This is a genomic window from Pseudomonas sp. NCCP-436 (assembly GCF_019656335.1).
Classification (GTDB): Bacteria; Pseudomonadota; Gammaproteobacteria; order Pseudomonadales; family Pseudomonadaceae; genus Aquipseudomonas.
Window position 1 is genome coordinate 38138 of sequence record NZ_BPLZ01000002.1, and the last position, 13287, is coordinate 51424.

Genomic DNA, 13287 nt, shown 5'->3' on the forward strand with positions numbered 1-13287 from the left:
AGCAGCCAAGACACGACCACGAGAGGCCAGAGAAATCCGATGCCGTTTGGTGTCGGATTTTTTTGCGCCCAGGTGGGCGGAGATGGTGAGGAATGCGTGCTGGCGCTTGTGGCGCAGAGAGAAGCCGCCCGGATGTTGAGTCCGGGCGGCGAGGGAGTTACTTCACTTCTACGGCCAGACTTTCGGCGATCTTCTTGCTCCAGATCGCAGGGCCTGTGGTGTGTACCGATTCGCCCTGAGTGTCGACCGCTACGGTCACCGGCATGTCCTTGACCTCGAACTCGTAGATTGCCTCCATGCCCAGCTCGGGGAAGGCGATGGTCTTCGAAGCCTTGATCGCCTGGGCCACCAGATAGGCGGCGCCACCAACGGCCATCAGATACACCGCCTTGTTGTCCTTGATTGCCTCGATGGCGATCGGGCCGCGCTCGGATTTGCCGATCATGCCCAGCAAACCAGTGCTCTCGAGGATCTGGCGGGTGAACTTGTCCATGCGGGTGGCGGTGGTCGGACCTGCCGGGCCAACCACTTCGTCGCCTACCGGATCAACCGGGCCGACGTAGTAGATGAAGCGGCCTTTCAGATCCACCGGCAGTTGCTCGCCCTTGTTCAGCATGTCAACCATGCGCTTGTGCGCAGCGTCGCGGCCGGTGAGCATCTTGCCGTTGAGCAGCAGGGTTTCGCCCGGTTTCCAGCTCTGTACTTCTTCCGGGGTGACGGTGTCGAGGTTGACGCGGCGAGCACTTGGGCCGGCTTCCCAGACGATTTCCGGGTAGGCGTCCAGAGACGGTGCCTGCAGGGCGGCCGGGCCGGAGCCGTCCAGCACGAAGTGGGCATGACGGGTGGCAGCGCAGTTGGGGATCATGCACACCGGCAACGAGGCGGCGTGGGTCGGGTAATCCTTGATCTTGACGTCGAGCACGGTGGTCAGGCCGCCCAGGCCCTGGGCGCCGATACCCAGCTGGTTGACCTTGTCGAACAGCTCCAGGCGCAGCTCTTCGATGCGGTTCTGCGGGCCGCGGGCTTTCAGCTCATGGATGTCGATGTGCTCCATCAGCACTTCCTTGGCCATCACCGCGGCCTTCTCGGCGGTACCACCGATGCCGATGCCGAGCATGCCCGGCGGGCACCAGCCAGCGCCCATGGTCGGTACGGTCTTCAGCACCCAGTCGACGATGGAGTCGGACGGGTTGAGCATGGCCATCTTCGACTTGTTCTCGGAGCCGCCGCCCTTGGCCGCGACGTCCACTTCCACCTTGTCACCGGGGACGATGGAGTAGTGGATCACAGCCGGAGTGTTGTCCTTAGTGTTCTTGCGAGCACCGGCCGGGTCGGCCAGGATCGAGGCGCGCAGGACGTTTTCCGGCAGGTTGTAGGCGCGACGCACGCCCTCGTTGATCATGTCGTCGAGGCTCATGGTGGCGCCGTCCCAGCGTACATCCATACCGACCTTGACGAACACTGTGACAATGCCGGTGTCCTGGCAGATCGGGCGGTGGCCGGTGGCACACATGCGCGAGTTGATCAGGATCTGCGCCATGGCGTCCCTGGCGGCAGGCGACTCCTCGCGCAGATAGGCCTCGTGCATGGCCTGGATGAAGTCGACGGGGTGGTAATAGGAGATGAACTGCAGCGCGTCGGCGACGCTCTGGATCAGATCGTCCTGCTTGATCACGGTCATTGGGGCGCTCCTCTATCAGGGAACATCTACAAGGAAGCGCCGAATCATCGCCCGGCGCAACGGCAAACCAGGGGGGAAGGTGCGTCTTCCGGCTGCAGCGGGCAGCAGCGCGATTTTGGCTGTTGCCGGTTGGCGCGGGGCGTGCTGGAGGCCCGAGCGTCTGTGCCGTATATCCCGTCAGGTGCGCTACCCCCCCCTGAAGGCGCGGCAGTATACCGCGCCGGCCTCGATGGGCACAGCCGGCTAAGGTCGCGAGGTGTAGCGATGAAGTGGTTATTGCAACCTAGGCATTTCTCTGATCGGCGAGTAGAGTACGGCGAGGTGCCACTATGGGATGGAGCCCATGAGCATGATCATCACCCCGCGGAGAACGCAGCGCAGCCTACGACGTCTTCTGCTCAAACGCTTTGCAATGGCACTCGCGACTTACGTGATGATGGCGCTCGTCTGCTGGTTTGCGGTGTTCAGCGGGCTTTACCAGGGCGCCCGGGTTACGGTGGTCTGGCTCACTGTGGGGGTGTTCGCCAGTCAACTGGTGTTTCTCTGGCTGTTTCTCTCAGGACGCAACCTGCTCTTTCGCGACCCCAGCATGACCGAAGGACAGTTACTGGTGGCCCTGACCTGGCTCGCGCTGGTGCTGGCGCTGTTCGACAGCGTGCGCGGCAGCATCCTGGCATTCTACGTGCCGATACTGCTGTTCGGCGTGTTGAAGCTGACGCCGCGGGCTTTCGTGCGCTGCTGCGTGTTTGCCTTCTTCGGTTTTGCCGCGATGATGCTGATCGAGGTTTACCGTCAGCAACTGGTCAGCCTGGGCATGGCCTGGCTGCAGGTTTGGGTGCTGCTTGTACTGCTGGTATGGTTGAGTCTGTTTTCTTGCTACGTGCAGAGTATGCGTCAGCGTATGCGCCAGCGTCGCTTCGCTCTGCAGGCGAACCAGAATACTCTGCGTGGCATGATGCGTCAGTTGGAGGATCTGGCTGCGACTGACGAACTGACCGGACTCTACAACCGTAGACATTTCCTGCGTCTTGCCAGCCGGGAGGTGCAACGCATGCAGCCGGGGCTGCACCATGGTCTGGCGCTGATAGATCTGGATCATTTCAAACGGATCAATGACGCCCACGGGCATGCCGCCGGAGACCGCGTGCTGCAGACTTTCGCGGCCATTGTCCGGGCTTGCCTGCGAGACGGTGATATAGTGGCTCGCTATGGCGGTGAGGAATTCGTCCTGCTGCTGCCCAATACCGATACCGATCAATTCCTCGCTTGCTGCGAGCGCTTGCGTGAGGCCTTCGCCCGGGCCGAGCCGGTGGGTATAGAAGTGGGGCCACTGAGCCTCTCCATCGGCATGACCCTGTTGTCTGCCGATGACGATCTCGACGAGGCTCTGCAGCGTGCCGATCAGGCCCTGTACAAGGCCAAACGCAGTGGCCGCAACCGCTGCGACGCCAGTTGGAAATACGCCGATGCCTGAATTGCGGTTTCGCCAGCGCAGCGTCGAGGTGGCGAGCCAGAGCAATCTGCTTGATGCCTTGCTGGCGGCTGATGTGGCCGTACCCTATAGCTGCCGTGCTGGTAGCTGCCATGCCTGTCTGGTGCGCTGTGTCGCCGGGGAGCCGCAGGATGACCGCCCCGAGGCGCTGGATGCGCAATTGCGTGCAGAGGGCTGGCGTCTGGCCTGCCAGTGCCGGGTGATTGACGACCTGCAGGTCGAGCCCTTTGATCCGCAGCATGATGCCGTCGGCGCCCGTGTCGTAGGGGTGGACTGGCCGGCACCGCAGGTGCTGCGCCTGCGTCTGGAGCCGGATCGGCCGTTGCGCTACCGTGCCGGTCAGCATCTACTGCTGTGGCATGGCGCGACCTTGGCACGACCATACTCGCTGGCCAGTCTGCCGGATGCAGAACCCTGGCTGGAGTTTCATATCGACTGTCGCGGAACCGGAGCCTTCCGTAATGCGGCGCGCCAGCTGCAGGTAGGAGACAGTCTGCGCCTGGGTGAGCTGCGCGGCGGTGCACTGCACTACGACCCGGACTGGCAGGTGCGGCCGCTCTGGCTGTTGGCCTGCGGCACCGGCCTGGCACCGCTGTATGGGGTGCTACGTGAGGCCTTGCGCCAGGATCACCGTGGGCCAATACGGCTCATTCATCAGGCTCATGATGTGACTGAGCATTATCTGCGTGAGCCTCTGCAGGCGCTGGCATCGGTTTATCCGAACCTGCAACTTGAGTGGCTGACGACGTCCGAGCAGGCGGCGTTTTTGGCGGATCTGCGGCTTGTTTCGCGACAGACCCTCGTCTTAGCCTGCGGTTCAGCTTCCAGCGTGGAAGCCTTTGCCCGTCGCCTGTTTTTGATCGGCGTACCGCGTAGTCAGGTGCTGGCCGACATCTTTTTATCTCGCGCATAGGCCGGTTGCAGTGTCGGCCCCGGCATGACCGCTGCATTCTTGCTCGGCAGCGCGATAAGCGAGGCGGCTGCCCGTGGCTTTGCCGAGTCTCCCGAGTACCAGGCGATTTCGCTGGATCGCAAGGCCGGTGCCAATACCCTATCCCTGCTGATGCAGGGGCTCGGTTGACCCTGTAACGAGAATGGAGAGCGCATGAGCGAACACCTGTGTATCGAGCGTGACGGCGGTCTGCTGACCCTGCGCATGCACCGCCCGGACAAGAAGAATGCGCTCACCCGCGCCATGTATGCCGGTATGGCGGCCGCGCTGGAAGAAGCCGCTGCCGACCGTTCGATACGTGTGGTTCTGCTGACCGGTGGCCAGAGCTGCTTCACCAGCGGCAATGATGTTGCCGATTTCCTCCAGGCGCCGCCAGCCGGAGCGGACAGCGAGGTGTTTCGCTTTATGCGCGCGCTGTTCGATTTCGCCAAGCCGGTTGTGGCTGCAGTAGCAGGCCCGGCTGTGGGCATCGGTACCACATTGTTGTTGCATTGCGATCTGGTTTACATCAGCCGTGATGCACAGTTGAGAATGCCTTTCGTCAATCTCGGATTGTGTCCGGAGTACGGTTCCAGTCTGATCCTGCCGCAGTTGGTCGGGCATGCGCGGGCGGCCGAGCTGCTGCTGCTCGGCGAGACATTCAGCGGTGCCCAGGCCGCGCAGTGGGGCATCGCCAACGAGGCACTGGAGGACGGCGCGGCGACCCTGGCGAAGGCGCGACAGATGGCGCAGCGTTTCCTGACGCTGGCGCCTTCGGCGGTGCTGGACAGCAAGCGCCTGATGCGGGCGCCGGGGCGCGAGGAACTGCGCCGGGTGATCGAGGAGGAGGGCGCCCTGTTCGGCCAGCGCTTGCGCTCGCCGGAGGCCATCGAGGCGCTATCGGCTTTTATGCAGCGGCGCACGCCCGACTTCTCGAAGTTCGGCTGAGGCATTAAGCCCGGTCAATGCCTCATGAAAAAACCCGCAGATTCGCGGGTTTCTTCATTTAGATGTCGAAGTCGTATTCAGCCAGTTGCTTGTGCAGGCGGCGCTCTTCGAGGAAATTGTCGATGATGCGGCGCTTGGTCAGATTGGTCTTGGCGACTTCAACTACAGGCTCGACATCGTCTGCATCGTCTGCGACAAAGTCTTCGTCCAGTTCGAGGTCATCTTTGTCTGTGCTCATCTACTTCACTCCAGGCCGGGTACCAGGGCCGTTTGCGCACCTTATAGCGGCAAAAATAGGGCGGGTAAAAAAGATTTTTTCAATCAGATGATTGATAGGATCTAGATCGCGTCAATCATCCGAAGTCTTGGCCTTGTACTCGCACAGATCCTCGATGCGACAGGCTCCGCAGCGCGGTTTACGGGCCGTGCAGACATAGCGGCCATGCAGGATCAGCCAGTGATGGGCGTCGAGCAGATAATCCTTGGGGACGAACCTGAGCAACTTCTTCTCCACCTCCAGCACATTCTTGCCAGGGGCGATGCCGGTGCGGTTACTGACCCGGAAGATGTGTGTGTCAACTGCCATGGTTGGCTGACGGAAGGCGGTATTCAGCACTACGTTGGCGGTCTTGCGGCCGACCCCGGGCAGAGCCTCAAGGTCTTCGCGGTTGTCCGGCACCTGGCCGCCGTGCTTTTCGACGAGGATGCGACAGGTCTCGATGACGTTCTTCGCCTTGCTGTTGTACAGCCCGATGGTCTTGATGTATTCGCTCAGCCCTTCGATCCCCAGGGCATGGATGGCTTCGGGAGTGTTGGCCACCGGAAACAGCCGGGCGGTAGCCTTGTTGACTCCGACGTCGGTGGCCTGGGCGGAGAGGATGACCGCGATCAGCAGCTCAAATGGGGTGCTGTAGGCCAGTTCAGTCCTGGGGTTGGGATTGTCTTCGTGCAGGCGGCGAAAGATTTCGAGTCGTTTGGCGGCGTTCATCAGACGTTTTCCGGTTTACGGTAACGCTGCAGGGCAAGCAGCAGGCCAGCGAGGATAAAGGCACCGGCCGCATGCGTCAGCAGGGGCAGGCCGTGCAGGAACTGCCAGCCGTTCAGGGCCAGGCCCGGCAGCCAGTCAGCATGAGTCAACAGGCTGCCATGGCCGAACAGTTCACGCAGGCTGCCGAACAGCAGAGCCAGAGCGGCCAGGCGCAGGCCGGCGCCGAGTCCGGCAAGGAGCGTGCTAGTCCGGGGCAGTGCCAGAGCCGGCAGTAGCAGAAGCGCGAGCGCCGGTTCCAGAGTGGCGGCCAGATCGTGACTGAGTATCTGCAACAGTAGTTGCGCGCTGCCGAGGCACAGGCAGGCAAGCATTAGTGCCGCCAGTGTCATTTGCGGGGCGTCGAGCCTGTGGCGCAGAGGCGCCAGCAATAAGCCGCAGAGAGTCAATGTGAGCAGGCCGGCAAGGCCTAGTGCGACGGCGTTGATCAGCAGATCGCCGGCCCAGAACAGGGATGGCAGGGCCAGTAGCAGCGGCAGGTGCTTCATGGCTGTTCTTCCGTCAGGTGTTCAGCATAGTGAAACTTCACCGCACTCTGCAGGGCATCGCGTACCGCGCGGGATGTGATGGTGGCGCCGGCCATCTGGTCGAGGTTGCCGCCTTCGGCGCGCAGGCGCCAGTCGTCATTGTCGCGAAGGCCGTTGAAGTGCTGCAGCCAACTACGCCGGGCTGGCGCGTCAAGGTCGGCCAGTCCAGGGGTTTCGCGCTGCTCAAGTACCTTGCTGGCGATTAGTCTGCCGTCGGCGTCCACGGCAACCAGCAGGCGGATCGGCCCTTCGTAGCCGGCTGCACCGACTGGTAGCAGCAGTGCGCTTGGGTGCCCCTGCAGGCGTGCCTGGTAGCCGGTCTCTGCCGCGGGGTTGCCCAGCACGCCGGCTGGCAGCTCGACCGGCTCATGCAGCGGGCGATTGTCGTAGTGTTGAACCGGTAGCAGATCAAGCAGGCGCCGTTCGCTGGCTGCCTGGCGCTGCTGGTCGATGGCAGGGGCGGCCAGCCATTGCAGCACAGCAAGCAGCCCAGTGACCGCCATGGCCAGCAGCGTCAGCAGCAGGCTGGGTTTCATCGGCGGCCTCCGACACGGTCGAGGCGATGCGCGCACAGGTTCATCAGCAGCACGGCGAAAGACACACCGTCCGGGTAGCCGCCCCAGGTGCGGATTGCATAGGTGAGCAGACCGACGCCGATGCCGAAGTACAGTTGACCGCGCGGAGTCGCTGCACCACTGACTGGTTCGCTGGCGATAAAGAAGGCGCAGAGCATGCTGGCACCGCTGAACAAGTGCAGTAGCGGCGAACCGTTGGAGTCCGAGCCGGAGCCATTCCAGCACAGCAGACTGGCGGCAAGCAGGGCGCCGAGCATACCTGCCGGTATCTGCCAGCGGATCACTCTTTGCTGCAGCAGGAACAGGCCGCCAGCCAGAAAGGCCAGGTTGACCCATTCCGCGCCGTATCCGCCGAGCGTGCCGAAGGCAGGGTGGCCGGCGAAAAGTTCGTCCTGGGTCAGACGGTCGTTATGTCGCAGGGTTTCGAGCGCGGTGGCCTGGCTCCAGCCGTCGGTCAAGCCGGAGCCGATGCCGAATATCTGTCCCAGCGCCGTCGTCAGATCATGACCGACTGTGGGGCCCGGCCATTGATTCAACTGAGCCGGGAAGGCGCATAGGACAAAGGCGTAACCCAGCATGGCCGGATTGAACGGGTTGCGGCCGAAGCCACCGAACAGGGCCTTGCCGAACAGGCTGGCGAAAGCGCTGGCGGTCACGGTCACCCACCAGGGCAGGTAGCCGGGCAGCGCCAGGGCCAGCAGTACGGCGCTGACCAGGCCGCTGCCTTCGGCCAGCCAGGGGCGGTTCCATAGTGCCAGTGGGCTGGCCGGCTGCCGCCGTAGGCGGGTGACCAGTGCATCGCAGAACAGGCTGGTGGCAACTGCCAGCAGCAGCTGGATCAGTACGCCCCAACCGTTGAAGCAGAACAGCGTCAATACACCAGGCAGGCAGGCAAGCAGGACGCGTTGCAGTTGCGGGCGAGGGTCGAAGCCCGGCTCAGTCGGGGGTGTAATCATGCAGACGCTGCTCGGCAGCCTGAAGCCGCTCGCGTGCCGCCTCCAGTTCGGCGGCAGGGGCGCTGGCCGGGTTGGCCGCCTGACGCCGCTCCAGACGCTGCAGGTCGGCACGGGCAAAGGCTAGGGCAGTCTTCAATTCGCGCAGTTGCAGATCCACCGGTTGCTTGTAGCTGCGTACCAGCTCCGGGACCGGTTTGCCGCTGTTGTCCTCGGCTGCATGCAGGGCCTGCTCGGCCACGACCAGTTTTGCGCGCAGGCCCTGCAGGCTGGCCTCGTCCGCGCCTTCGCGTTTGGACTTGGCCAGAGCTGCGCGGCTCATGGCCAGCTGGATCTTGGCCTGCTTCAGTGCGGCAATCCCGGGTGCCTGTTCGGCAGGTGCTGGTGCGGGCAGGGCATCGAGAGCGCTCTGGGCCTTGTCGGCAGCGGCGCGCAGTTCCTCGACCTGACGCTGCAGCTCGGCACCACCGTGTTGGGCAAGCTGCTTTTCGGCCTTGGCCAGCACCACGCGGGCCATGGCCGCCTCCATCTTCAGACGCTTGTAGGTGTCGTCGCCGGAGGCGGCAGGGCGGGCCAGCGTCGTCACTGTGGCTGGCGCCTGGGCGGCGCGCTCGACCTGACGACGCTGCTCGCGTTGCAGGCGCAGTTGACGGGCATCGTGGCGCTGACGGAACTGGTTGGCACGTTCGCGTTGCAGGCGTGCTTCGCTCGGCTCCAGCGGCAGGATATCGATGCAGTCCACCGGGCAGGGCGCCACGCACAGTTCGCAGCCGGTGCATTCGTCGCGGATCACGGTGTGCATCAGCTTCGCCGCGCCGACGATGGCATCAACCGGACAGGCCTGGATGCACTTGGTGCAGCCGATGCACTCCGTCTCGCGGATGAAGGCGATCTGCGGCGGCACCTCGGGCAGTTCCAGCGGTTGGAAAGGACGCTGCAGCAGCTCGGCCAGCGCCTGAATGGTGGTACTGCCACCGGGCGGACATTTGTTGATTGCCTCGCCGGCGGCGATGCCCTGAGCGTAGGGCAAGCAGCCGGGATGACCGCACTTGCCGCACTGGGTCTGTGGCAGCAGAGCGTCGATGGCGCGAATGTGCGGATCGTTGCGCAGTTCCAGGTTCATCGTGCCCCCAGGCTGTTGAGACCGAGCAGGGCCAGGCCGGTCAGACCACCGCTGATCAGCATCAGTGGCGCGCCGCGAAAGGCAGTGGGTACGGCAGACATGTCGATGCGTGTGCGCAAGTCTTCGAGTAGCTGCATCAGCAGCCAGAAACCCGCGCCCCCGGCCAGCCCCAACAGCAGTATCTGGGGCATGGGCTGGGTACGGGCCAGGAGCAGCGCTGCCAGCCCATTGGCAAACAGGATCAGCCACAGGCCCGGCTGCTTCAGTTTGGCGTGTCGGCTTGCCAGCCATGCAGGCAGCAGTTGTGTCAGTGCTGTCAGTAGCAGACTGCCGAGCAGGAGGAAAAGAATCGGAAAACCCAGCATCTGCAGCAGCTGTTCGAGCAGCCAGCCGAGCACGGCAGCCAGCGGGATCAGCAGTGCTGCGCAGGGACCAAGAGCCTGTAGCCGGGCTGGACGGTCGGCCGCGCTGGCAGGCGGCAGATCGAGCAGCAGATGGCTGATCAGGGCGGCGCCGAGCAGGACGAAGAGCAGATCGGTCATCGGATCACGGACAGCGGGCAGGAGATGGCCGGGTATTATCCGGGGCGTGAAGCGCCGCGACAACCATGCTGGTTGTCGCAACTACAGCCTGTGCCTTAGCGGACGCGCTGACCCGGCTTGGCGCCGCTGTCCGGGCTGAGCAGGTAGATTTCCTCGCCGCCGGGGCCGGCGGCCAGGACCATGCCTTCGGACACGCCGAACTTCATCTTGCGCGGGGCCAGGTTGGCCACGTACAGGGTCAGGCGGCCTTCCAGCTTGCTCGGGTCCGGGTAGGCGGACTTGATGCCGGAGAACACGTTGCGCTTCTCGTCGCCGATATCCAGCGACAGGCGCAGCAGCTTGTCGGCGCCCTCGACGAACTCGCACTTCTCGATCAGGGCGATACGCAGGTCCACGGCAGCGAAGGCGTCGAAGTTGATCTCGGGGGCCAGCGGGTCTTTCACCAGTTCGCCGTTGCCGGTGGGCTTGGTGGCCTCGGCGGCCAGGTCTTCCTTGGAGGCCTCGATCATGGCGTCGATCTTCGCCGGCTCGATACGGGTCAGCAGCGGGCTGAAGGGGTTGAGCTGGTGGTTGGCCAACGGGGTGCTGAGGTCATTCCAGGTCAGCGCCGGGACGTTGAGGAAGGCCTCGGCATCGGCGGCCAGCTTCGGCAGAACCGGCTTGAGCAGAATCACCAGTTGACGGAACAGGTTGATGCCCAGGGCGCAGATTTCCTGTACTTCGGCCTGCTTGCCCTCGACCTTGTTCAACGCCCAGGGCGCCTTGTCGGCGATCCAGGCATTGGCGCGATCGGCCAGGGCCATGATCTCGCGCATGGCGCGAGAGAAGTCTCGCGCCTCGTAGGCCTCTGCGATGCTCGGTGCAGCGGCCTGGAAGGCATCCCACAGGGCCGGTTCCGGATTGGCGGTTACCAGTACGCCGCCGTTGCCCTTATGAATGAAGCCGGCACAGCGACTGGCGATGTTGACTACCTTGCCGACCAGATCCGAGTTGACCTTCTGTACGAAGTCCTCAAGGTTCAGGTCAAGGTCATCGACGCCGCGGCCGAGCTTAGAGGCGTAGTAGTAACGCAGATATTCTGGGTTGAGGTGATCCAGATAGGTGCGCGCCTTGATAAAGGTGCCGCGCGACTTGGACATCTTCTGGCCGTTGACGGTCAGGTAGCCATGCACGTTGAGCGCGGTCGGCTTGCGGAAGCCTGCCCCTTCGAGCATGGCCGGCCAGAACAGTGCATGGAAATTGATGATGTCCTTGCCGATGAAGTGGTACAGCTCGGCTGTGGAGTCCTTGCCCCAGAACGCATCGAAGTCCAGATCCGGACGGCTGCTGCAGAGGTTCTTGAAGCTGGCCATATAGCCGATCGGCGCATCGAGCCAGACGTAGAAGTATTTGCCTGGCTCGTCCGGAATTTCAAAGCCGAAGTAGGGGGCATCGCGGGAGATGTCCCATTCCTGCAGGCCGGCGTCGAGCCACTCGGCGATCTTGTTGGCTACCGCCTCCTGCAGGGCGCCACTGCGCGTCCACTGCTTGAGCATGGCCTCGAAGTCCGGCAGCCTGAAGAAGAAATGCTTGGATTCGCGCAGCTCCGGTACGGCGCCGGAAATCGCCGAGCGCGGGTTTTTCAACTCAGTGGGCTCATAGGTGGCGCCGCATTTCTCGCAATTGTCGCCGTACTGATCCTCTGCTGCGCACTTCGGGCAGGTGCCCTTGATGAAGCGGTCGGCAAGGAACATGCCCTTTTCCGGGTCGAAGTACTGGGTCACTGCGCGGGTGGCAATATGGCCACGCTCGCGCAGGGCCAGATAGATAGACTCGGACAGCTCGCGGTTTTCCGGCGAGTGGGTCGAGTAGTAATTGTCGAAGTCCACGCCGAAGTCGGCGAAGTCGGCCATGTGCTCGGCACGTACGGCCTCGATCAACTGTTCGGCGCTGATGCCTTCCTTTTCGGCGCGCAGCATGATGGCCGAGCCGTGAGCGTCGTCGGCGCAAACGTAGACGGCCTGATTGCCGCGCAGCTTCTGGTAGCGCACCCACATGTCGGTCTGGATGTACTCGAGCATGTGGCCGAGGTGGATCGAACCGTTGGCATAGGGAAGGGCGCTGGTAACGAGAATCTTGCGGGCTTCGGTCATGGTGATCGGCTGCACTGGTATTACGAGGGAAGTCGGCAACTATAAAGCAGCGGGCGGCCGCAGGCCACCGGCAGCATGCGCGGGGCTCAAGCTGGGGTATGATGCCCGCCTGTTTCGCTCAACCTTTCGGAGCCATGCATGAGTGCCGTAACCCGAGAAACCGTGGAAGCCTGCCTGCGCCAGCTTGTCGATCCCCATCTTGAACAGGATCCGGTCAGCGCCGGTTGTCTGCGCGAGGTCGATATCCGTGGTGGTCAGGTCGCCGTACGCCTGGAACTGGGCTACGCCGCCGGGCTGTTCAAGGGGGGCTGGGCGCAGATGCTGCAGATGGCGCTGGAGAACCTCGAGGGGATCGAGTCGGCGCAGGTGCGCATCGATTGCGTGATTGAACCGCATCAGGGCCAGGTACAGGTGCCGGCGCTGGCCGGGGTGAAGAACGTCATCGCCGTGGCCTCCGGCAAGGGCGGGGTGGGCAAGTCCACCACTGCTGCCAACCTGGCGCTGGCACTGGCCCGTGAGGGTGCACGGGTGGGTATCCTCGATGCCGACATCTATGGGCCCAGTCAGGGCATCATGTTCGGCATCGCTCCGGGTAGCAGGCCACAGGTTCGTGAACAGAAGTGGTTCGTGCCGATCGAGGCTCATGGTGTACAGGTGATGTCCATGGCCTTCCTGGCCGATGACAACACACCGATGGTCTGGCGCGGGCCGATGGTCTCCGGTGCCCTGCTGCAATTGATTACCCAGACTGCCTGGGACAATCTCGACTACCTGGTGGTGGACATGCCGCCGGGGACTGGCGACATTCAGCTGACCCTGGCTCAGAAGGTGCCGGTGGCCGGTAGCGTCATCGTCACGACCCCACAGGATCTGGCATTGCTGGACGCCCGCAAGGGCGTGGAGATGTTCCGCAAGGTACACATCCCGGTGCTGGGGGTGGTGGAGAACATGGCTGTGCACATCTGCTCGAACTGTGGTCATGCCGAGCATCTGTTTGGCGAGGGCGGTGGCGAGAAGCTCGCCGCGCAATACGGTGTGGAGCTGCTGGCCTCACTGCCGCTGTCGATGGCGATCCGTATGCAGGCCGATGATGGCCGGCCGACCGCTGTGGCGGATCCGGAAAGCCAGATCGCCATGATCTACCAGCAGATGGCACGCAAGGTGGGCGCGCGTATCGCCATGTCTGCTCATGCTGCGATGCCGAGTATCGAGATCAGCGACGACTGACGGAGCAAGCGGCGAGTCTTTGCCCTTGCAGGGCGGCTCGCCTGCGCTATTTATACCGGCCAAGAAAAAGCCCCGCGCTTTGGCGGGGCTCTTTTCAGGCGGTGTAGCGCA

The 13287-nt window shown here is 63.3% G+C and carries 14 protein-coding genes; 5 read left to right on the top strand and 9 right to left on the bottom strand.

Annotated features, from left to right (window positions below; translation table 11 throughout):
- Window positions 1-157: 157 nt before the first annotated feature.
- Window positions 158-1681 carry a fumarate hydratase gene (locus tag NCCP436_RS02215; RefSeq protein ID WP_220802167.1) on the bottom strand — a complete coding sequence of 508 codons (1524 nt, stop codon included), beginning with the start codon at window positions 1679-1681 and terminating at the stop codon, window positions 158-160.
- Window positions 1682-2030: 349 nt separating this feature from the next.
- Between NCCP436_RS02215 and NCCP436_RS02220 the strand changes: the two genes are divergently transcribed.
- From NCCP436_RS02220 to NCCP436_RS02235, 4 genes are read left to right on the top strand one after another with little or no spacing between them, the layout of a single operon-like run.
- Entirely contained in the window at window positions 2031-3155 is a 1125-nt protein-coding gene (locus tag NCCP436_RS02220) for a diguanylate cyclase (RefSeq protein WP_220802491.1), read from the top strand.
- Window positions 3148-4086, top strand: coding sequence for an iron-sulfur-binding ferredoxin reductase (locus tag NCCP436_RS02225; protein WP_220802168.1), 939 nt, complete (start codon window positions 3148-3150; stop codon window positions 4084-4086). Before NCCP436_RS02220 ends, NCCP436_RS02225 begins: the two co-directional genes overlap by 8 nt.
- 24 nt (window positions 4087-4110) lie before the next feature.
- On the top strand, window positions 4111-4254 hold the full coding sequence (locus NCCP436_RS02230; protein WP_220802169.1) for a DUF1330 domain-containing protein: 144 nt from the start codon (window positions 4111-4113) through the stop codon (window positions 4252-4254).
- A 24-nt stretch (window positions 4255-4278) separates the two neighbouring features.
- Window positions 4279-5052: an enoyl-CoA hydratase-related protein gene (locus NCCP436_RS02235; protein WP_220802170.1), complete on the top strand. Its 774-nt coding sequence runs from the start codon at window positions 4279-4281 to the stop codon at window positions 5050-5052.
- Between the two features lie 58 nt (window positions 5053-5110).
- On the opposite strand, the gene NCCP436_RS02240 is transcribed toward NCCP436_RS02235, so the two are convergent.
- From NCCP436_RS02240 to metG, 8 genes are all read right to left on the bottom strand, one after another.
- Window positions 5111-5290 carry a PA3496 family putative envelope integrity protein gene (locus NCCP436_RS02240; RefSeq protein WP_220802171.1) on the bottom strand — a complete coding sequence of 60 codons (180 nt, stop codon included), beginning with the start codon at window positions 5288-5290 and terminating at the stop codon, window positions 5111-5113.
- A 111-nt stretch (window positions 5291-5401) separates the two neighbouring features.
- Window positions 5402-6040 carry an endonuclease III gene (gene nth / locus NCCP436_RS02245; protein WP_220802172.1) on the bottom strand — a complete coding sequence of 213 codons (639 nt, stop codon included), beginning with the start codon at window positions 6038-6040 and terminating at the stop codon, window positions 5402-5404.
- Window positions 6040-6585, bottom strand: coding sequence for an Rnf-Nqr domain containing protein (locus tag NCCP436_RS02250; RefSeq protein ID WP_220802173.1), 546 nt, complete (start codon window positions 6583-6585; stop codon window positions 6040-6042). The genes nth and NCCP436_RS02250 overlap by 1 nt, the downstream gene beginning before the upstream one ends.
- Entirely contained in the window at window positions 6582-7160 is a 579-nt protein-coding gene (locus NCCP436_RS02255) for an RnfABCDGE type electron transport complex subunit G (RefSeq protein ID WP_220802174.1), read from the bottom strand. The genes NCCP436_RS02250 and NCCP436_RS02255 overlap by 4 nt, the downstream gene beginning before the upstream one ends.
- Complete coding sequence (locus NCCP436_RS02260; protein ID WP_220802175.1) at window positions 7157-8155, bottom strand: RnfABCDGE type electron transport complex subunit D; 999 nt, start codon at window positions 8153-8155, stop codon at window positions 7157-7159. Before NCCP436_RS02260 ends, NCCP436_RS02255 begins: the two co-directional genes overlap by 4 nt.
- The gene (rsxB, locus tag NCCP436_RS02265; protein ID WP_220802176.1) at window positions 8136-9275 is read right to left on the bottom strand and encodes an electron transport complex subunit RsxB; all 1140 of its coding nucleotides are present in this window, start codon (window positions 9273-9275) and stop codon (window positions 8136-8138) included. Before rsxB ends, NCCP436_RS02260 begins: the two co-directional genes overlap by 20 nt.
- Complete coding sequence (locus NCCP436_RS02270; protein WP_220802177.1) at window positions 9272-9817, bottom strand: Rnf-Nqr domain containing protein; 546 nt, start codon at window positions 9815-9817, stop codon at window positions 9272-9274. Before NCCP436_RS02270 ends, rsxB begins: the two co-directional genes overlap by 4 nt.
- Before the next feature lie 95 nt (window positions 9818-9912).
- Complete coding sequence (metG, locus tag NCCP436_RS02275; protein ID WP_220802178.1) at window positions 9913-11949, bottom strand: methionine--tRNA ligase; 2037 nt, start codon at window positions 11947-11949, stop codon at window positions 9913-9915.
- A gap of 138 nt (window positions 11950-12087) precedes the next feature.
- On the opposite strand from metG, the gene apbC reads away from it, so the two are divergent.
- Complete coding sequence (apbC, locus tag NCCP436_RS02280) at window positions 12088-13176, top strand: iron-sulfur cluster carrier protein ApbC (protein WP_220802179.1); 1089 nt, start codon at window positions 12088-12090, stop codon at window positions 13174-13176.
- Window positions 13177-13287 lie beyond the last annotated feature (111 nt).